The organism is Pantoea sp. X-Soil-OKNW-713, assembly GCF_059730685.1.
Window position 1 is genome coordinate 2,323,170 of sequence record NZ_AP035995.1, and the last position, 18,476, is coordinate 2,341,645.

The following is an 18,476-nucleotide window of genomic DNA, read 5'->3' on the forward strand; positions in this document are numbered from 1 at the left end:
ATATCACCTGTCGCTGGGGTTCAGCTCAGGCGCAAGCACGGGAAAGCGTTCCCAGATCGGTTCCACACCGCCTGGTAACCACAGCTTGCGACCCAGTTCGATCCACGGACAGGGTTGGTGAAAATCAGATCCCTGCGACGCTGCCAGCTGGTGTTCGCGGGCATACGTTGCCAGCTGGCTGCGTTCGTTTGGTGCCTGCTGGCATTGCGCCACTTCCATTGCATCGCCACCTGCATCCGTGAAATGGGCGATCAGCCGTCTCAGCCATTTGCCGGAAAGACCGTAACGTCCGGGGTGTGCCAGCACGGCAAAGCCACCAGAATCATGAATTGCATCAATGGCTTGTTTAATTGTACACCATTGCGGGGGCACATAACCGGTTTTCCCACGCGCCAGGTAGTTCTTAAACACCTGGGCAAGGTTATCCGCTTTCCCGATTTCAACCAGATAGCGGGCAAAATGGCCGCGCGTGATCACCCCACCCTGTGCCAGACGCTGCGCTCCGTCCAGCGCACCGGGAATTCGCGCGCGCTCCAGCCGTTCGGCGATCAGCAGCGCCCGTTGCTCACGGCAGTGATGTTGCTGCGCCAGGAATTGGGTCAGTACCGGATGCTGGCAGTCGACATGCAATCCGACAATATGGATTTCATGGTTTTCCCATAACGTTGAGGCCTCCAGTCCGGCGACCACTTTCAGCGGCAAGTTGTGCTGCGCTACCGTTTGTTGCGCTTCCGCCACCCCGGCAACGGTATCGTGATCGGTAATGGCGAGCACGCCGACGCGCATCTCCACTGCGCGCTGCACCAGCGCCGCAGGGGTCAGCACGCCGTCAGAAGCCAGCGTATGACTGTGTAAATCGTAAAGGGGAAAACGGGGGATGTCCGACAAGGATAGCTCCAGCAACTGCATAAACCGGCAGGCATGATACCGATTTTGCCCTTAACTGAAAAAGGGTATTGACTTTTTTCAGCCGAACCAGTTAACTAGTACACAAGTTCACACGTAACGGGTATTTAATCATGGCTGTTGTTCACACGCATTCAAATGGTTGGTGGCGCGATGTTCCCGAACACGGGCGACGTCGTCGTGCACAACTTGCGTAAACGCTGTGCAGATACCTGAGCCCGCCACCGAGCGGGCTTTTTTTTGAGCTAAATTCAGAGAATTCATCATGCCAAATGCGAAACCTACATTGAAGTTGATTACCGGCACCGCGCCCTATCGCGAAGATCCGGCCGCAGTGTTTCATCAATTATGCGGCGCACGTCCGGCAACCCTGCTGCTCGAATCCGCCGATATCGACAGCAAACGTAACCTGAAAAGCCTGTTAATCGTGGATAGCGCCCTGCGTATCAGCGCTACCGGCAATGTCGTCACTATTCAGGCGCTGTCTGAGAATGGCCGCTCGTTACTGGCGCTGCTGGATGAAGCATTACCGCAGGCGGTGCAGATTGCTGTGCGCCCCGATGGCCGTGAGCTGCACTTCCCACAACCCCAGGATTTACAGGATGAAGATTCGCGCCTGAAAGCGCTGTCGGTGTTTGACGCGTTACGTCTGATTCCGCAACTGGTGCAAAGCCCGGAGGAAGAGCGTGAAGCGATGTTCCTCGGTGGATTATTCGCCTATGACCTGGTGGCCGGTTTTGAAGAATTACCTGAGCTTCGCAATGATCAGCGCTGCCCGGATTACTGCTTCTACCTGGCAGAAACCTTGCTGGTGATTGACCATCAGACACGCAGTGGTCGCCTACAGGCCAGCCTGTTCTGCCCTTCCACCAGCGAGTTCCAGCGTCTGCAAAGCCGTGTCGAACAGTTGCGTGGACAGATGACACAGCCCGCACCCGCCTTGCCGGTGCAAACCGTAGAACATATGGCCCTCAGCACCAACCAAAGCGATGAGGTCTATTGCAACGTGGTGAGCCAGATGCAGGAAGCCATTCGCATTGGTGAGATCTTCCAGGTGGTGCCATCGCGTCGTTTCTCGTTGCCTTGCCCGTCACCGCTGGCGGCCTATGACACGCTGAAAAACAGCAACCCCAGCCCGTATATGTTCTTTATGCAGGACCAGGATTTCGCGCTGTTCGGCGCCTCGCCGGAAAGCTCGCTGAAATACGATGCCACCAGTCGTCAGATTGAAATCTACCCAATCGCCGGTACACGCCCGCGTGGCCGTCATGCCGATGGCTCGCTGGATCGCGATCTGGACAGCCGTATCGAGCTGGAAATGCGTACCGACCATAAAGAGCTGGCCGAACATCTGATGCTGGTCGATCTGGCGCGTAACGATCTGGCGCGCATCTGTGTGCCGGGCAGCCGCTATGTCGCCGATCTGACCAGCGTTGACCGCTACACCTATGTGATGCATCTGGTTTCCCGCGTGGTGGGTACGTTACGTCATGACCTGGATGTGCTGCATGCCTATCGTGCGGTGATGAACATGGGCACCCTGAGCGGCGCGCCTAAAGTGCGTGCCATGCAGCTGATTGCCAACGCCGAAGGCACCCGTCGCGGCAGCTATGGCGGTGCGGTCGGTTACTTCACTGCGCACGGCGACCTCGACACCTGTATCGTCATTCGTTCTGCCTGGGTGGAAGATGGCGTCGCCACGGTGCAAGCCGGTGCCGGTGTGGTGCTGGATTCTCAGCCCCAGGCGGAAGCCGATGAAAGCCGTAATAAAGCCCGCGCAGTGCTGCGCGCGATTGCCACCGCCCATCACTGCAAGGAGATTTTCTGATGGCCGATATCCTGCTGCTCGATAATATCGACTCCTTTACTTACAACCTCGTTGATCAGCTGCGGACCTTCGGCCACAACGTGGTGATCTACCGTAATAACCTGCCAGCGGAGCTGTTGGTTGAACGCTTACAGCAGATGGAAAACCCGGTGCTAATGCTGTCTCCCGGACCGGGCGCGCCGAAAGATGCCGGTTGTATGCCGGAACTGTTGCGCACCCTGCGTGGCCGTCTGCCGATTATCGGTATCTGCCTCGGCCATCAGGCGATTGTTGAAGCCTATGGCGGCCAGGTAGGTCAGGCCGGTGAGATTCTGCATGGTAAAGCTTCCTCCATTACCCATGACGGGATTGGCATGTTTGCCGGTCTGAGCAATCCCCTGCCCGTCGCGCGCTATCACTCACTGGTGGGGAGCAATACCCCAGCCGAGCTGACGGTGAACGCCAGCTACAACGGCATGGTGATGGCGGTACGTCACGATGCCGATCGCGTATGCGGCTTCCAGTTCCATCCTGAATCTATTCTGACCACCCAGGGCGCACGTTTGTTAGAGCAGACGCTGGCCTGGGCGCTGGCGAAGTAATAGGGAGATAATGATGCAAGCTATTCTGGAAAAACTTTATCAGGCCCAGACGCTGACTCAGGCAGAAAGCCATCAGCTGTTTAGCGCCATTATTACCGGCCAACTGGAACCAACCCAACTGGCCGCTGCGCTGATTGCCATGAAAGTGCGTGGCGAGCGCCCGGAAGAGATCGCTGGTGCTGCGTCAGCGCTGCTGGAAGATGCCAAACCCTTCCCGCGCCCGGATTACACCTTTGCCGATATCGTTGGCACCGGTGGTGACGGCAGCAACAGCATTAATATCTCCACCGCCAGCGCCTTTGTTGCGGCGACCTGTGGCCTGAAAGTCGCCAAGCATGGCAACCGCAGCGTATCGAGCAAATCCGGTTCGTCCGACCTGCTGGCGGCGTTTGGCATCAATCTGGACATGCCGCCAGAGCAAGCGCGCCAGGCGCTGGATGATCTGAACGTCTGTTTCCTGTTCGCGCCGCAATATCACAGCGGTTTCCGTCACGCGATGCCGGTGCGTCAGCAGCTGAAAACCCGCACCCTGTTCAACGTACTCGGTCCGTTGATTAACCCGGCGCGTCCACCGCTGGCGGTGATCGGCGTGTACAGCCCGGAGCTGGTACTGCCGATTGCCCAGACGTTGAAAGTGCTCGGCTACCAGCGTGCCGCCGTGGTGCACGGTGGCGGTATGGACGAAGTGGCGTTGCATAGCCCAACCCAGGTGGCGGAGCTGCGTGACGGCGAAATTACCGGCTATCAACTGACGCCAGAAGACTTTGGTTTCCGCTTCCACGACAAAGAAGCGCTGGCGGGCGGTACACCGGAAGAAAACCGTGACATTCTGACGCGTTTACTCCAGGGTAAAGGCCAGCAAGCGCACGAGGAAGCCGTTGCGGTGAACGTGGCGATGTTGCTGAAAGTATTTGGTAATGAAGATTTGCGTGACAACGCACAACGCGCCATCACCGCCATTCGCAGCGGTCAGGCCTATGAACGCGTTGTAGCACTGGCAGCGAGAGGATGAGATGAGCATTAAGGGAACCGTGTTAGAAAAAATTGTGCTGGATAAAGCCGTCTGGGTCGAGGCGCGTAAAGCGCAGCAGCCGCTGACCACTTTCCAGAACAGCCTGCAACCGGCCGAACGCCATTTTTACGATGCGCTGCGCGGTACACGAACTGCCTTTATTCTGGAATGCAAAAAGGCGTCACCGTCGAAGGGACTGATTCGTGAGGACTTTGATCCCGCGACCATCGCCGGTATTTATCGGAACTATGCCTCCGCCGTTTCCGTATTGACCGATGAAAAATACTTCCAGGGCAACTTCGAGTTTCTGCCCATCGTCAGTGCAGCGATCACGCAGCCGGTGCTGTGCAAAGATTTTATCATCGACCCTTATCAGATCTACCTGGCGCGTCATTACCAGGCCGATGCCATTCTGCTGATGCTGTCGGTGTTAGATGACGAGCAGTACCGCCAACTGGCCGCGGTGGCCCACAGCCTGAAAATGGGTGTGCTGACCGAGGTTAGCAACGAAGAAGAGCTGGAACGCGCCATCGCGCTGGAAGCCAAAGTGGTCGGCATCAATAACCGCGACCTGCGCGACCTGTCGATTGACCTGAATCGTACACGCCAGCTTGCCCCACGCCTCAGCCACGGCGTAACGGTGATTAGTGAGTCCGGCATTCATAACTATGCGCAGATCCGTGAACTCAGCCATTTTGCCAATGGTTTCCTGATTGGTTCGGCGTTGATGGAAGAAGATGACCTCAACGCAGGCGTGCGTCGCGTATTGCTGGGTGACAACAAGGTGTGTGGCCTGACCCGTGCGGAAGATGCGCGCAGCGCCCATGAGGCCGGTGCCATTTATGGTGGGGTGATTTTTGCCGCAGGCTCGCCACGTCAGGTGAGTACGCAACAGGCGCAGGCGGTGATCGCCGCTGCACCGTTGAAATACGTTGGCGTGTTTCGCAACCAAGGCATAAGTGACATTGTCACGCAAGTCACTGCACTCAACCTGTTCGCCGTCCAGTTGCATGGCGATGAAAACCCGGCATTTGTTGCCGAACTTCGTCAGGCATTGCCGGAAACCGTGCAGATCTGGAAAGCGCTGAGTATCAAAGATACGCTCCCTGCGCGCGACTGGCCGCATGTTGACCGCTATGTATTTGATAATGGTCAGGGCGGTACCGGCCAGCGTTTTGACTGGTCACTGTTGCAGGGACAGGATCTCAGCAATGTGCTGCTGGCGGGCGGATTAAGCGCCGACAACTGTGTCGAAGCGGCACAACTGGGTTGCGCCGGTCTGGACTTCAATTCTGGTGTGGAATCGTCGCCGGGCATTAAAGATGCCAGCAAAATTGCCGCAGTGTTCCGCACCTTACGCGCCTATTAATTTCTCTTGCCCGCCGGGTGCGGGCTGGATAAGGAAGATGAGAAGATGACGTTACTGAATCCCTATTTTGGCGAGTTTGGCGGTCAATATGTGCCGCAAATCCTGATGCCCGCTCTGCGTCAGCTGGAAGCGGCATTTGTCGAAGCCCAGCGCGATCCGGATTTTCAGGCCGAATTTACTGACCTGCTGAAAAACTATGCCGGTCGCCCCACGGCGCTGACGCTGTGCCGCAACCTGACCAAAGGCACCAAAACCCGCCTGTATCTGAAGCGTGAAGATTTGCTGCACGGCGGCGCGCACAAAACTAACCAGGTGCTTGGCCAGGCATTGCTGGCAAAGCGCATGGGTAAAAATGAAATCATCGCGGAAACCGGTGCGGGTCAGCACGGCGTCGCCTCTGCCCTGGCCTGTGCGCTGCTGGGTATGAAGTGCCGCATTTATATGGGCGCGAAAGACGTGGAGCGCCAGTCACCGAATGTGTTCCGTATGCGCCTGATGGGTGCAGAGGTGATTCCGGTGCACAGCGGCTCCGCCACGCTGAAAGATGCCTGTAACGAGGCGTTGCGTGACTGGTCCGGCAGCTATGAAACCGCACACTACATGCTCGGCACCGCGGCAGGTCCACACCCCTTCCCGACCATTGTGCGCGAGTTCCAGCGTATGATTGGCGAAGAGACTAAAGCACAGATTCTGGAAAAAGAAGGTCGCTTACCGGATGCGGTTCTGGCTTGTGTCGGCGGTGGCTCGAACGCCATCGGTATGTTCGCTGACTTTATCGATGAAACCAGCGTTGGCCTGATCGGCGTTGAACCGGCAGGTCACGGCATCGAAACCGGTGAGCATGGCGCACCGCTCAAGCATGGCCGTGTAGGCATCTACTTCGGCATGAAAGCGCCGATGATGCAGACCGAAGAAGGCCAGATTGAGGAGTCGTACTCTATCTCGGCGGGTCTTGATTTCCCGTCGGTGGGACCACAACACGCCCATCTCAACAGCATTGGTCGTGCTGAATATGTGTCGATCACCGATGACGAAGCACTGGACGCCTTTAAGCAACTCTCCCGTGCCGAGGGGATTATCCCGGCACTGGAGTCTTCACACGCCCTCGCCCATGCGTTGAAGATGATCCGTGAAAACCCGGAAAAAGAGCAGTTGCTGGTGGTTAACCTGTCTGGCCGCGGCGATAAAGACATTTTTACCGTTCACGATATTTTGAAAGCGAAGGGAGAGATCTGATGGAACGTTACAATCAGCTGTTTAAACGTCTGTCGGCGAACAAAGAAGGTGCGTTCGTTCCTTTCGTCACGCTGGGCGATCCGTCGCCAGAGATGTCGCTGAAAATTATTGATGCGCTGGTCGCGGGCGGTGCCGATGCACTGGAATTAGGCATTCCGTTCTCCGATCCGCTGGCCGATGGTCCGACCATCCAGAACGCCACTTTGCGCGCTTTTGCCGCCGGAACCACCACCGCACAATGCTTTGAAATTTTGGCAGCCGTACGCCAGAAATACCCTGAGCTGCCAATTGGCTTGTTGATGTACGCCAACCTGGTGTTCAGCAAAGGGATCGATAACTTCTACGCCCAGTGCGCAGCCGTTGGGGTCGATTCCGTCCTGGTGGCCGATGTGCCGGTGGAAGAATCCGCCCCGTTCCGTCAGGCGGCAATGCGCCACAATGTGGCACCGATCTTTATCTGCCCGCCGAATGCCGATGATGACCTGCTGCGTGAAATTGCTTCGCATGGCCGTGGTTATACTTACCTGCTGTCACGCGCCGGAGTGACCGGTTCTGAAAACCGTGCCCATGTGCCGTTGCAGCATCTGATCGACAAATTGCGTGAATACCATGCTGCTCCACCGTTGCAGGGCTTTGGTATCTCCGAGCCGGGCCAGGTAAAAGAAGCCGTCAGCGCCGGTGCTGCCGGTGCCATTTCTGGTTCTGCTATTGTGAAGATTATTGAACGTAATCAACATCAACCAGAGACGTTGCTGAGCGAACTGCAAGCCTTTGTCAGCAATCTGAAGGCCGCAACCCGTTAATCACCCCGCCTTATCTGCCGCACGGCGGATAAGGCGTTCTCCCTACTCCAGTTGAAAAGTTTGCTCATCACCGGAACCATCAGGGTAAACCAGCCTGAGAGTGAGATTGTCTTCGCTGATACGCCAGGTGATCTTCTCATCGTCCGGACCGATGCGCCAACGCGCATCACTGTCGGGATTATCCGCCATCCAAATCACCCGATCCTCCTGTAAACGACAACGAATCGCCCAGCGCGAATGATCCGACGGGCGCAGATAATGCACCCAGGCAACGCCCTGTTCATCGACTTTATCCAGTTGCATGATGCGGAAATTACGCCCGAAGCTAATGGCGGCGGTCGCCTTACAGATGGTGCCCAGGTGCGGATTAATCAGCCGGGATTCCGCCTGCGCGCGTGGCACCGGCAATGTCTGGCTGGCAAAAAGTTGTAACCAGGAAAGATAGCCAACGGTGGCGATAATCAGGATAAGGGTTTTTTTCATTGTTTGATCCCTGAAGGCAGCTGCTGAGGTGTTCACAGCGTAACCGATTGCCAAATAAAGCAATGGGATCAATAAGTGGCAAAAAACGCCATATTCCGTGTTTTTTCCACCCGGTCATTTGACCATTCCCAACCGCCACACCACACTTTAATCGCACCGTCACATCGCGGTGAAACATCATGTATGACAAGGAGATAACCGATGAAATTGTTCAAAGTCGTTGCAGGATTGGTGATGGCTGCGGTGATGGCGCTGGCACTCAGCGCATGTGCACCTACGTCAACGCAGGAAGGAACCGGGGGTTACATCGATGACACGGTGATTACCACCAAGGTGAAAACAGAGTTGTTGAAAGATGACTCGCTGAAATCCACGGAGATCAATGTGGAAACTTTCAAAGGGCGCGTACAGTTGAGTGGATTCGTCAGTTCACCACAAATGGCGAACCGTGCCGTGGCGGTGACACGCACCGTCGCCGGTGTTAAATCTGTCGTAAATAATATGCAAATCAAATAAGTTATCGGGCGACTATCTGGTCGCCCGATTTTATTGCGCTACATCTTAAAATCATCAGGACATTTCTAAATTAATCCCTCTTCATTCTCATCCTTTGATTATTTTATCCCGTCTGTGTCGTTTTTATAATTCACACGAAAAAGGTGATAACCACCGTTTCTTGTTAATCACACAGCAAATGAATAATCAAAAGGATATTCCCTGATGAAACTTAAACATCGGACGTTGCTATCTTTAGTAATTGGTAGCATCTGTGCTGGCTCCGTACCCAGTGTATTTGGTCATGGTGGCTTAGTCGAGCCACCAGCACGTCAGTATTATTGCAATCAAAACCAGAATCTTGATGTCTGTAAAAAAGCCTCCGCAGAAAGCAATGATGCTGGTCAGTCGATTTATACCTGGCAAGAGTTGACAGGTTTTGTTGGTGGTAATCACAGCGCAGAACAAGCCAGAAAAGAGATCCCCAGCACCCTCATTTGCTCCGGTACAACGAAAGGGAAAGGATTCAGTACTCCTCGCGCCGAATGGCACACCACGCTGATCAAGCCAGACAGCAACGGTAAGGTGAAAATGCGTTATGGCTATACCCAACCTCATGACCCTTCATGGATTGAATTCTATATCAGTAAAAAAGGGTACAATGCGGCAGAGAAAGCCCTGGGCTGGGACGATGTGGAGTTACTGGATACCGTTGTTTCTTCCAAAGCAACTCAAAAAAGACCAGGAGACGTTCCGGGCGCTTACTCCAGTTACGAAGATTTTACTCTCACCATCCCGGCAGACCGTACTGGTCGTGCAGTGATTTTTTCACGCTGGCAGCGTAATGACCCCCGTGGTGAAGGTTTTTACAACTGTAGTGATGTGATAATCGATCAGCCTGGAAGTGGTGAATTACCGACTGAACCCGAGAATCCGGGTGGTGAGGATGGCGGTCAAACTACCGATTGGTTTGAATACAGTAAATTTGCCCACGAGCACAAACCGGTAGCCGGTGAATATGTTCACTTCCGTTTGATGGGTGGCACTAAAGGTAACAACCTGGTTGATATTAAAAAAGAGATCACTGCCGCTAACGTTAATGACAAATGGATTGCTGAGCTGGCAACTGAAATTAACACCAACCATTCCAATTTTGTTCTGATCGGTAAGCAAAGCACCAGCGGCAGTATTTCATTTGACCCAACCGATCTTCGTAATAACGGTATCTTCTTACAAGATAATATGCAGTCAGTTGTTATGACTGTTGAAAAAGCAACGAATGCACCGGTTGCGGTGGCAGGGACCAACTTTACCGTTGAGAGCAATAAAGAATCCCGTAACTATCCACTGGATGGCTCTGCCAGTAAGAATGCGGATAGCTATAAGTGGACGATTGTCTCGGGTCACGATATCGGCGCAATGCAAACCATGGACAATGGAGCATGGGTGCAGAGCGTCAGCACAGCGAAAGCCCGTGCGCTGATCAAACCTGGCACAACCGGTAAGGTTACCTACCGCCTGACAGTGAAAAAAGGTGATAAAACCGATAGCAGTGATATCACTGTGACGGTAAAAGCGACAGAAACCAAACCGATCGCCAATCTGGAAATTCAGGGTAACGACACCATTTCAACAGGAAACCTGCGTGCAACCCTGAGTGCAGCCAATTCAACCTTACCGGGTAATGCTTCACTCGATACCGCTAAGTTTGAGTGGTCGGTGCTGAACAACGCGAATAAGATTGTGTTCAAACATCGCTATGGTCAGATTGCAACTCTCGATTATCCGGCCTCAGTAGTGATGGAAGATTTCGATGTTGACGTTCAGGTAAAAATTACTGACCCCAACACTGGCCTTTCTTCAACTGCCACCCAGACGGTTAAAGTTCGCCGTTAATCACCTGTCACACGCCTTGTAATTTTCAAGGCGCGTTGATTATCTCATCGCCTCCTGTTTCGTCAGGAGGCGAATGCTCAGGAAGTCGTATATGACAAGGACAATTAAGGTTCTTTGCCTTGTGCCTTCAGCACTGCTGCTATGCTCGCTGTTTTCTCAGGCAGTACAATCTGCCCCTCTGCCACTGGTATGGGGAATAAAAGAGCAAAGACTGACGGTGACGAATAACGGTAAAGTGCCGATCCAACTCGACAAAGATATCAAACTGCTGCCGGATGATGCGCTTGTGGCGTTGAATGAAACCACAGTACTTCCGGGACAAACCGTCATCGTCTACGGTGCCTGTCCACACCATCTGCCGCTGCAAAAAGAAGTGATGTTTACGCCAATGACAGCCGATGGACAGCAGGAAGCATCGCAAACGTTGCCGCTTACCCACTGATATTCAGATCAGGTCGCCATAAATGGCGACCTGGAGCTGTCATCCCATCGCCAATCAGAAACGATAACCGACACCAAAGAAGAACACCCAGGGATCGATACGGGTATCAATATTCTGTTGTTGTCCATTCGCTTTAAATTTCACGGTGGTATCGATATCCATGTACCACAGTGAAGCATTCAGCATCCAGTCGCGGTTGATTTGATAATCCACGCCCACCTGACCCGCCGCTCCCCAGGAATCTTTCACGCTAAGGTCGGTCAGACCCGCATCACGACCGGTCTGGTTGAATTTAGCATCATAAAATGTGGTGTAGTTGATACCTACACCCACATAGGGACGGAATTGGCTTTTACTGTCGAAGAAATAATATTGCGCCATCAAGGTGGGTGGCAGCTGGCGTACTGTTGCCAGATTACCCGTTGGCCCCAGACCAACCTTATGACGGAATGGCGTCGCAGCCAACAACTCGACACCGATGTTATCGGTGGCCATATAGGTAAAAGTCAGACCCAGTTGCGTATCATTACTAACGTTAAAACCGCCCATACCCAGCACATTGTCAGAGCCTTCGGTCGGACGAACTGTCGCGCTACCCGCACGCATAAAGAAGTCACCCGCCTCATGGGCCAGTGCCAATTGTGGGATCGCCAGTGCCACCAGCAGCGCGCATTTTGCCAGTTTCATATTCACTCCTTTGCCAGAATTGTTGATGTTATTGATCAGCGTTGGTGGCAAAGATCTAACGCTTTTTCAGGCAAAATGCATGTGAATCAATTCAAATAAATCACTTATAAAACAATGAATTGATTCAGATCAATTTTGGCCTTACACGGCGTAATAAAAATCCCCTTGCGAAAATTTCACAGCGTGACTACTTTGCTATTTCTCTTCCGTTGATTTTGGTTCGATGCTTAGGAGAAGCGGGCGATCAAATGAGCGATTCACTTAACCCTTGTATGACCTGTGGTGCCTGCTGCGCCCATTTCCGTGTTTCTTTCTATTGGGCCGAAGCTGACGATGCGGGCGGCCTCGTTCCCGTTGAATTAACCGAACCCCTCAGCCTGTTGATGCGGAATATGCGCGGCACTAACGTACGCGAACCGCGTTGTGTGGCATTGCAGGGCGAGATCGGCGGCTGCGTCTCTTGCGGCATTTATCAACACCGTCCTTCCCCTTGCCGTGAATTTGAGATGTCGGGTGAACATGGCGTGCTGAACGAAGCCTGCGATCGGGCCAGAGCGCGCTATGGTTTACCTGCTCTTTTTCACCCTTCTTTACCTGAGATGACAGAAAGATGTCCTAATCCGGGTGCCAGCCTGCCCGCAGAACATGTACAATCGCCGGGTTAATTAACCCGGTTTCTCCAAGGAGTGTACATGTCTATCACGGCAAGCTCGTTATACCGTGACACAGGAAATTTTCTGCGCCATCAGCTGATTACCATTGTGCTGATGGCGTTGCTTACCTCATTTATAACCGTGATTATCGGCCACGCCCTGACGCCTGGTGCTGACCAGTTGTCGCTGTTGAGTCAGAGCGATGACAGCGCTTCTTCGCTGTTTGAACTGGTACAGAATATGTCGCCGGAACAGCAGCGTATTTTGCTGCGCGCCTCGGCGGCAGGCACCTTCGCGGCGCTGGTGGGAAATACCTTGTTATTAGGCGGTATGCTGTGCCTGATCCCGATGGTATCAAGCGGTCAGCGTGTGAGCGCGCTGCGCGCCATCGGTGCTTCAGCACCAACGCTGCCCAAATTGCTGCTGCAAACCTTTTTAATCACCCTGCTGGTGCAACTCGGCTTTATGGTGCTGATGGTACCAGGGGTGATGCTGGCAATCCTGCTATCGCTGGCACCGGTAATGCTGGTCAATGAGAAGATGGGTGTGATGAGTGCGATGCGCGCCAGTATGCGCATGGCATGGAAAAATATGAAACTGATCGCGCCGGCCATTATTGTCTGGCTGCTGGCGAAAATTGCGCTGATGTTCTTTTTCTCCTCGCTGACGGTACTGCCCGCCAATGTCGCGTCTGTGGTTTTGAACGCGTTGGGGAACCTGGTTTCCGCCATCCTGATTATCTACCTGTACCGGCTGTATATGCTGTTACGTTAACCTTATGGCGCTCGTTGAGCGCCTGAATTAACGCCCCTGACTGGATATTCTATGAAGCAGTTACTCGATTTTCTCCCTTTGGTCGTGTTCTTCGTTTTCTACAAGCTTTACGACATTTTTGTCGCTTCGGGCGCGCTGGTGGTTGCCACGGGTATCGCGCTAATCGCCAGTTGGGTGCTGTACCGCAAACTGGAAAAAATGACCATCATCACCTTCGTACTGGTTGCCGTGTTTGGCACGCTGACGCTGGTGTTCCATAACGATGAATTTATCAAATGGAAAGTGACGGTGATTTACTCTCTGTTTGCGCTGGCGTTGCTCTACAGCCAGTGGTTTATGCAGCAACCGCTGATTCAAAGCATGCTGGGTAAAGAGTTGCAGCTCCCGGATACGGTCTGGCGTCGTCTGAATATTGCCTGGGCGATTTTCTTCCTCGCCTGTGGCCTGGCGAATATTTATGTTGCATTTTGGTTATCGCAGGAGTTTTGGGTTAACTTTAAGGTGTTTGGTCTGACAGGTCTTACCCTGCTGTTTACCCTGTTAAGTGGCGCATACATCTGGCGACACATGCCACAACAAGAAGAAAAATAATCTCTGATGCCCGGCTCTGCCGGGTTTTTTGGCGCTTGCCGCCTCACCTGCATAAGAACTGAAGCAATGGACGAAAAACATAAATTGCCGCAAGGCGAAATGGTGCTGCGCACGCTGGCGATGCCAGCAGATACCAACGCCAACGGTGATATTTTTGGCGGCTGGCTGATGTCGCAGATGGATATGGGCGGTGCCATCCTGGCAAAAGAGATTGCTGAGGGCCGTGTCGCAACAGTACGGGTGGATGGCATGAGTTTTCTGAAACCCGTTGCGGTAGGTGATGTGGTGAGCTGCTATTGCCGCTGCATTCGCACCGGTAACAGCTCGATGACCATCAACGTGGAAGTGTGGATCAAAAAAGTCTCGTCGGAACCGATTGGTCAGACATATTGTGCGACCGAAGCGGTGTTTATTTATGTCGCTATTGATAACTCCGGCAAGTCACGGCCACTGCCACCGGGTAAAGCCAATCTGAGTGATTAACAGCGCTAAAAAAAGCGGTCATTGACCGCTTTTTTCTTATTCGATGTTCGCGCCACCGTTGATGCGGAACACGATATTCATCGTCAGGTTGGTGCCGGGACGCCCTGGCTGATAGCGCCATTTCTTCATCGCCTGCTTCACTTCACGTTCAAACATGTTGCGCGGTTCCGCAGACAGAATCTGAATGTTATCGACACGACCGTCACTATCCACATCGAACTGTACCCGCACCCGCCCCTCAACGCGCAGCGCGAAGGCGCGTGCCGGATAGGCTGGCTTACTGACACTCATCGCTTTCGGGCCATCAGAAACCGAAGGCGTGGAGGTTGGTGTGGTTCGCGGTGCGGTCGTCGGGCGCGTCTGGGTAGTTGGGGCGTCAGTTTTCACCGGAGCCTGCGGCTTCGCCTCTTCGCGTGGTTTCACCTCACGTTTCGGCTCATGCTTCTTCTCTACCTTCGGCTTGGGTTTTGGCTTCGGCTCAGGTTTTGGAATCGGGATCGGAACTGGCTCAGCTTTTGGTGGTTCCGGCGCGACTTCTGGTACTGGCTCAGGAGTGGGTTCTGGCTCCGGTGGCGGCGGGGTCTGCACGGTTGGCGCAGGTTCAGGCTGCACTTCAGGCGCCACCATGGTAACGCTGATCGGTTGGGATGCTTTCGGAACCTCAATGACCTGATGAAACGATGCATAAAGAATGCCGGCAATTACCGTACCGTGAAGAACCACAGATAACAGCACAGAAACCGGGGTACGTTTGGGAAAAGGCGTAGTCAGCGTCGTCATAACAGTCATGTTCATTGAGTGAAGCGCAGATTTTAAATGCAAATAGCAATCAGTTTCAACAAGCAGAGTTAAGTGTGTACCGTAAATGCCTTTTTTAGCCCCATTTGCGCTGGATGGCAGTGGGATTATCTTTCGTTTGCACTCTGATTAACGATCACTTAACGTGTTCGGCAAATCAGACCAGTCTAACGGGAGTTCCCTATCGTGCTTTATGTCATTTATGCGGAAGACAATGCTGACTCGCTCGAAAAACGCACCGCTGTACGCCCTGCCCATCTGGCACGTCTGCAATTGTTGCAGGATGAAGGGCGTTTGATTGTGGCTGGCCCAATGCCCGCCGTCGACAGCAACGATCCTGGCGCGGCCGGTTTTACCGGTTCTACGGTGATTGCAGAGTTCCCGTCACTGGAAGCGGCGCAATCCTGGGCCAATGATGACCCTTATATCGCTGCTGGCGTATATAAGCAGGTGGAGGTCAAACCGTTCAAACGGGTGTTTTAAAAAATTAAAACAATAAGGGACAAACAGCATAAATTCCGTTTGTCCCTTCTCTTCATTTATCGCACCAGATGTGTCGAAACGCGGTTAATCAAAAACGCCATTAATAATTGCAGTCACTACCGCAGTGCTTAGTGCAATAAGAACAAGGTCATCACCAACAATACGCCATTCGTAACCTGGGTAGTAAGGCAGTCGGTTAAGCATTGATTTAGGGACATATCGCTTCGCGATACCCGGAGGTAACGGTTTACCTCGCGCCAGATTTTTCGCAATTCCAGGTGGCAACGACTTATACCCTGTCATTCCCATATCTACGGCTAAACCACGCGCAAAAGAAAAAGAAATTTCCGTGTCAGCATTATGCGGGTTTTTTCCTTTTTTACCCGCACTATAACCGCTGTCATTATGTCCTTTCTTACTATTTCCGCTGTTATTTGCATGCCCATTGCCATTGCCATTACCGTTCCCATTGCCATGTCCTGGATTAGCAAATACAGAGGGAGACGATAATATGAGGCATAACGCCGCCACGAGCAGGTTTGATTTCGTTTGCTTTAACATGATAATGCTTCCAGAGGGACTCAATATAAATTTATCTCTGGATCTACTAAACTGCAATTTCATGCAATCCTAAATGCTATCAACATGGCGCTGATACATTAAATAATGGACGCAAATCACACTAAAAAAATTGAGCACTGAAAACAGCACGACAAATCTCGCTGCTTTCAGTTCTGACAAACAGGATGGCCTTTCTCAGGCATTCTGGGTGATAAACAGGATGGAGCGGCGATGCTGCTGCGCGACCTGATGACGAATAGCGTGAATACGCTTGTAACGACGTGACTGCCCTTCCAGCCAGCGCGCACGACGACGCTGCACCTGACGTAACATTCTCCAGCGAGCCACTTCATTTCTGCTTCGTCTCATCACATCCTCTCAAACAGGCTAATCACCGGCACGCATTATAGTGATCTGCCATAAAATGCCAATTCGAATCGCTTATCGTTACCCCGTTATGATTAAAGGTTTCGCTACCGTTCAGCAACACGTAAACTTTGCTCATCAAAGCGCGAACGGGACGTCCACTTAATGACCACATTTTATACCCTTATCAGTTGGTTGCTGCTTTTTGGCTACTGGTTGCTTATCGCCGGGGTGACGCTGCGTATTCTGATGAAACGCCGTGCCGTCACCTCCGCGATGGCCTGGTTGCTGATCATTTATATTCTGCCGCTGGTGGGTATCATTGCGTATTTGTCATTTGGTGAACTGCATCTGGGTAAACGCCGTGCGGAACGCGCACGCACCATGTGGCCTTCTACCGCCAAATGGCTGAACGACCTGAAACAATGTCGCCATATTTTTGCCACCGAACATAGCGACGTGGCGCTGTCGCTGTTTCAGCTTTGTCATCACCGCCAGGGCATCGCCGGGGTAAAAGGTAATCAGTTGCAGTTGCTGACCAACTCCGACGATGTCATGCATGCGTTAATTCGCGATATCCAACTGGCACGCCATAACATCGAGATGGTGTTTTATATCTGGCAACCGGGCGGCCTCGCCGATGAAGTGGCAGAATCGCTGATGGCTGCCTCACGCCGTGGTGTCCATTGCCGCCTGATGCTCGACTCCGCAGGCAGCGTCGCCTTCTTCCGTAGCCCGTGGGTCGGCATGATGCGCAATGCCGGTATCGACGTGGTGGAAGCGTTACAGGTCAGCCTGCTGCGTGTCTTCCTGCGCCGGATGGATTTGCGTCAGCATCGCAAAGTAGTTTTGATTGATAACTACATCGCGTACACCGGCAGCATGAACCTGGTCGATCCGCGCTTCTTTAAACAAGATGCCGGTGTCGGTCAATGGATTGATGTAATGGCACGTATGGAAGGCCCGGTGGCGACCACCATGGGGATTGTCTACTCGTGCGACTGGGAGATTGAAACCGGCAAACGTATCCTGCCCCCGGCACCCGATACCAATATCATGCCGTTTGAGAAAGAGAGCGGCCACACCATTCAGGTGATCGCTTCTGGTCCAGGATTCCCCGAGGACATGATTCATCAGGCGTTGCTGACTGCCGTTTACTCGGCTCGTCATCAGTTGATCATGACCACGCCGTATTTCGTGCCGAGCGATGACTTGCTGCATGCCATCTGCACCGCTGCACTGCGCGGGGTCGAGGTCAGCATTGTGGTGCCACGCCATAATGATTCACTGCTGGTGGGCTGGGCCAGTCGTGCCTTCTTCACCGAGCTGCTGGAGGCGGGGGTGAAGATTTACCAGTTTGAAGATGGCCTGCTGCATACCAAAAGCGTGCTGGTTGATGGTCAGCTCAGCCTGGTGGGTACGGTGAATCTGGATATGCGCAGCCTGTGGCTCAATTTTGAGATTACTTTGGTGGTGGATGACGCCGGATTTGGCAGCGATCTCGCCTGCGTACAGGATGATTACATCGCGCGTTCACGCCTGCTGGATGGCGCTCGCTGGGCAAAACGTGCCTGGTGGCAACGCATCGTCGAACGACTGTTTTACTTCTTCAGTCCTTTACTGTAAAACGAGCGGAAATATTTACCGCCGCAGGGCACGCCAATGACTATGGATTTAAATAACCGCCTTACCGAAGATGAAACGCTGGAGCAGGCTTACGATATTTTTCTTGAGCTGGCAGGCGACAATCTCGATCCCGCAGATATCATTTTGTTCAACCTGCAATTTGAGGAACGCGGTGGCGCAGAGCTGTTCGATCCGTCAGAAGACTGGCAGGAGCATGTCGATTTTGACCTGAACCCTGACTTTTTCTCTGAGGTGGTGATTGGCCTCGGTGAAGCCGATGGTGAGCCGATTACCGATGTGTTCGCGCGTATTCTGCTGTGCCGCGAGAAAGACCACAAGTTGTGTCATATTCTCTGGCGCGAATGATCGCAGCACGACAATGAACGCCGGGCACTTGCCCGGC

Annotated in this window: 20 protein-coding genes, 1 pseudogene and 1 other annotated feature; of the genes and pseudogenes, 15 read left to right on the forward strand and 6 right to left on the reverse strand. The window is 53.2% G+C overall.

Annotated elements, in window-relative coordinates:
• Positions 1-3: 3 nt before the first annotated feature.
• Positions 4-888 (reverse strand): RNase RNM, encoded by an 885-nt coding sequence (gene rnm, locus AC6I8R_RS10790; protein ID WP_415174546.1) that lies wholly within the window; start codon positions 886-888, stop codon positions 4-6.
• A 155-nt stretch (positions 889-1,043) separates the two neighbouring features.
• Positions 1,044-1,148: a sequence feature (Trp leader region), on the forward strand.
• A 23-nt stretch (positions 1,149-1,171) separates the two neighbouring features.
• Here rnm and AC6I8R_RS10795 point away from each other — a divergent pair.
• From AC6I8R_RS10795 to trpA, 5 genes and pseudogenes are all read left to right on the forward strand, one after another.
• A complete protein-coding gene (locus tag AC6I8R_RS10795) occupies positions 1,172-2,734 on the forward strand; it encodes an anthranilate synthase component 1 (protein WP_497832245.1) in 1,563 nt (520 codons plus the stop codon).
• Positions 2,734-4,327: pseudogene (gene trpD / locus AC6I8R_RS10800) on the forward strand (bifunctional anthranilate synthase glutamate amidotransferase component TrpG/anthranilate phosphoribosyltransferase TrpD). Before AC6I8R_RS10795 ends, trpD begins: the two are co-directional and overlap by 1 nt.
• Position 4,328: 1 nt before the next feature.
• Positions 4,329-5,696 carry a bifunctional indole-3-glycerol-phosphate synthase TrpC/phosphoribosylanthranilate isomerase TrpF gene (gene trpCF / locus AC6I8R_RS10805; protein ID WP_497832246.1) on the forward strand — a complete coding sequence of 456 codons (1,368 nt, stop codon included), beginning with the start codon at positions 4,329-4,331 and terminating at the stop codon, positions 5,694-5,696.
• Between the two features lie 45 nt (positions 5,697-5,741).
• On the forward strand, positions 5,742-6,932 hold the full coding sequence (gene trpB / locus AC6I8R_RS10810; protein WP_208723520.1) for a tryptophan synthase subunit beta: 1,191 nt from the start codon (positions 5,742-5,744) through the stop codon (positions 6,930-6,932).
• Complete coding sequence (gene trpA / locus AC6I8R_RS10815; protein WP_021183081.1) at positions 6,932-7,735, forward strand: tryptophan synthase subunit alpha; 804 nt, start codon at positions 6,932-6,934, stop codon at positions 7,733-7,735. Before trpB ends, trpA begins: the two co-directional genes overlap by 1 nt.
• A 42-nt stretch (positions 7,736-7,777) precedes the next feature.
• Here trpA and AC6I8R_RS10820 read toward each other — a convergent pair whose 3' ends face one another.
• Positions 7,778-8,218, reverse strand: a complete 441-nt coding sequence (locus AC6I8R_RS10820) for a hypothetical protein (RefSeq protein ID WP_021183080.1) — start codon at positions 8,216-8,218, stop codon at positions 7,778-7,780.
• A 201-nt stretch (positions 8,219-8,419) separates the two neighbouring features.
• Between AC6I8R_RS10820 and AC6I8R_RS10825 the strand changes: the two genes are divergently transcribed.
• The 3 genes from AC6I8R_RS10825 to AC6I8R_RS10835 all read left to right on the forward strand — a co-directional run bounded on the left by AC6I8R_RS10825 (position 8,420) and on the right by AC6I8R_RS10835 (position 11,051).
• The gene (locus tag AC6I8R_RS10825; protein ID WP_021183079.1) at positions 8,420-8,734 is read left to right on the forward strand and encodes a BON domain-containing protein; all 315 of its coding nucleotides are present in this window, start codon (positions 8,420-8,422) and stop codon (positions 8,732-8,734) included.
• 204 nt (positions 8,735-8,938) lie between these two features.
• The gene (locus AC6I8R_RS10830; protein WP_415174542.1) at positions 8,939-10,609 is read left to right on the forward strand and encodes a lytic polysaccharide monooxygenase; all 1,671 of its coding nucleotides are present in this window, start codon (positions 8,939-8,941) and stop codon (positions 10,607-10,609) included.
• A gap of 91 nt (positions 10,610-10,700) precedes the next feature.
• Positions 10,701-11,051, forward strand: a complete 351-nt coding sequence (locus tag AC6I8R_RS10835; protein WP_152521865.1) for a hypothetical protein — start codon at positions 10,701-10,703, stop codon at positions 11,049-11,051.
• A 54-nt stretch (positions 11,052-11,105) separates the two neighbouring features.
• On the opposite strand, the gene ompW is transcribed toward AC6I8R_RS10835, so the two are convergent.
• Positions 11,106-11,738, reverse strand: coding sequence for an outer membrane protein OmpW (gene ompW, locus AC6I8R_RS10840; RefSeq protein ID WP_021183076.1), 633 nt, complete (start codon positions 11,736-11,738; stop codon positions 11,106-11,108).
• Positions 11,739-11,986: 248 nt separating this feature from the next.
• Between ompW and AC6I8R_RS10845 the strand changes: the two genes are divergently transcribed.
• From AC6I8R_RS10845 to yciA, 4 genes are all read left to right on the forward strand, one after another.
• A complete protein-coding gene (locus tag AC6I8R_RS10845) occupies positions 11,987-12,403 on the forward strand; it encodes a YkgJ family cysteine cluster protein (RefSeq protein ID WP_208723525.1) in 417 nt (138 codons plus the stop codon).
• A 27-nt stretch (positions 12,404-12,430) separates the two neighbouring features.
• The gene (locus tag AC6I8R_RS10850; RefSeq protein ID WP_415174541.1) at positions 12,431-13,165 is read left to right on the forward strand and encodes a YciC family protein; all 735 of its coding nucleotides are present in this window, start codon (positions 12,431-12,433) and stop codon (positions 13,163-13,165) included.
• Between the two features lie 51 nt (positions 13,166-13,216).
• Complete coding sequence (locus AC6I8R_RS10855; RefSeq protein WP_021183073.1) at positions 13,217-13,756, forward strand: septation protein A; 540 nt, start codon at positions 13,217-13,219, stop codon at positions 13,754-13,756.
• A 66-nt stretch (positions 13,757-13,822) separates the two neighbouring features.
• Positions 13,823-14,239, forward strand: a complete 417-nt coding sequence (yciA, locus tag AC6I8R_RS10860) for an acyl-CoA thioester hydrolase YciA (RefSeq protein WP_021183072.1) — start codon at positions 13,823-13,825, stop codon at positions 14,237-14,239.
• A 36-nt stretch (positions 14,240-14,275) separates the two neighbouring features.
• Here yciA and tonB read toward each other — a convergent pair whose 3' ends face one another.
• Positions 14,276-15,019, reverse strand: coding sequence for a TonB system transport protein TonB (gene tonB / locus AC6I8R_RS10865; protein WP_208723528.1), 744 nt, complete (start codon positions 15,017-15,019; stop codon positions 14,276-14,278).
• Between the two features lie 204 nt (positions 15,020-15,223).
• On the opposite strand from tonB, the gene AC6I8R_RS10870 reads away from it, so the two are divergent.
• Entirely contained in the window at positions 15,224-15,520 is a 297-nt protein-coding gene (locus tag AC6I8R_RS10870; protein WP_497832247.1) for a YciI family protein, read from the forward strand.
• An 84-nt stretch (positions 15,521-15,604) separates the two neighbouring features.
• Here AC6I8R_RS10870 and AC6I8R_RS10875 read toward each other — a convergent pair whose 3' ends face one another.
• Together AC6I8R_RS10875 and AC6I8R_RS10880 are read right to left on the reverse strand one after the other, a co-directional pair.
• Entirely contained in the window at positions 15,605-16,084 is a 480-nt protein-coding gene (locus AC6I8R_RS10875; RefSeq protein ID WP_415174556.1) for an anti-virulence regulator CigR family protein, read from the reverse strand.
• A gap of 192 nt (positions 16,085-16,276) precedes the next feature.
• Entirely contained in the window at positions 16,277-16,450 is a 174-nt protein-coding gene (locus AC6I8R_RS10880; RefSeq protein WP_152521863.1) for a YciY family protein, read from the reverse strand.
• Between the two features lie 162 nt (positions 16,451-16,612).
• Between AC6I8R_RS10880 and cls the strand changes: the two genes are divergently transcribed.
• Together cls and AC6I8R_RS10890 are read left to right on the forward strand one after the other, a co-directional pair.
• The gene (cls, locus tag AC6I8R_RS10885) at positions 16,613-18,073 is read left to right on the forward strand and encodes a cardiolipin synthase (protein ID WP_021183067.1); all 1,461 of its coding nucleotides are present in this window, start codon (positions 16,613-16,615) and stop codon (positions 18,071-18,073) included.
• A 36-nt stretch (positions 18,074-18,109) separates the two neighbouring features.
• On the forward strand, positions 18,110-18,439 hold the full coding sequence (locus tag AC6I8R_RS10890; protein WP_013509338.1) for an HI1450 family dsDNA-mimic protein: 330 nt from the start codon (positions 18,110-18,112) through the stop codon (positions 18,437-18,439).
• Positions 18,440-18,476 lie beyond the last annotated feature (37 nt).

Bases quoted from the DNA above. Each gene is read 5' to 3' on its own strand.
- trpA (WP_021183081.1), top strand. From the start codon at position 6,932: ATGGAACGTTACAATCAGCTGTTTAAACGTCTGTCGGCGAACAAAGAA.
- AC6I8R_RS10855 (WP_021183073.1), top strand. From the start codon at position 13,217: ATGAAGCAGTTACTCGATTTTCTCCCTTTGGTCGTGTTCTTCGTTTTC.
- AC6I8R_RS10835 (WP_152521865.1), top strand. From the start codon at position 10,701: ATGACAAGGACAATTAAGGTTCTTTGCCTTGTGCCTTCAGCACTGCTG.
- AC6I8R_RS10795 (WP_497832245.1), top strand. From the start codon at position 1,172: ATGCCAAATGCGAAACCTACATTGAAGTTGATTACCGGCACCGCGCCC.
- ompW (WP_021183076.1), bottom strand. From the start codon at position 11,738: ATGAAACTGGCAAAATGCGCGCTGCTGGTGGCACTGGCGATCCCACAA.
- cls (WP_021183067.1), top strand. From the start codon at position 16,613: ATGACCACATTTTATACCCTTATCAGTTGGTTGCTGCTTTTTGGCTAC.
- AC6I8R_RS10890 (WP_013509338.1), top strand. From the start codon at position 18,110: ATGACTATGGATTTAAATAACCGCCTTACCGAAGATGAAACGCTGGAG.
- AC6I8R_RS10820 (WP_021183080.1), bottom strand. From the start codon at position 8,218: ATGAAAAAAACCCTTATCCTGATTATCGCCACCGTTGGCTATCTTTCC.
- trpCF (WP_497832246.1), top strand. From the start codon at position 4,329: ATGAGCATTAAGGGAACCGTGTTAGAAAAAATTGTGCTGGATAAAGCC.
- AC6I8R_RS10845 (WP_208723525.1), top strand. From the start codon at position 11,987: ATGAGCGATTCACTTAACCCTTGTATGACCTGTGGTGCCTGCTGCGCC.
- trpB (WP_208723520.1), top strand. From the start codon at position 5,742: ATGACGTTACTGAATCCCTATTTTGGCGAGTTTGGCGGTCAATATGTG.
- AC6I8R_RS10880 (WP_152521863.1), bottom strand. From the start codon at position 16,450: ATGAGACGAAGCAGAAATGAAGTGGCTCGCTGGAGAATGTTACGTCAG.
- AC6I8R_RS10830 (WP_415174542.1), top strand. From the start codon at position 8,939: ATGAAACTTAAACATCGGACGTTGCTATCTTTAGTAATTGGTAGCATC.
- tonB (WP_208723528.1), bottom strand. From the start codon at position 15,019: ATGACGACGCTGACTACGCCTTTTCCCAAACGTACCCCGGTTTCTGTG.
- yciA (WP_021183072.1), top strand. From the start codon at position 13,823: ATGGACGAAAAACATAAATTGCCGCAAGGCGAAATGGTGCTGCGCACG.
- AC6I8R_RS10825 (WP_021183079.1), top strand. From the start codon at position 8,420: ATGAAATTGTTCAAAGTCGTTGCAGGATTGGTGATGGCTGCGGTGATG.
- AC6I8R_RS10850 (WP_415174541.1), top strand. From the start codon at position 12,431: ATGTCTATCACGGCAAGCTCGTTATACCGTGACACAGGAAATTTTCTG.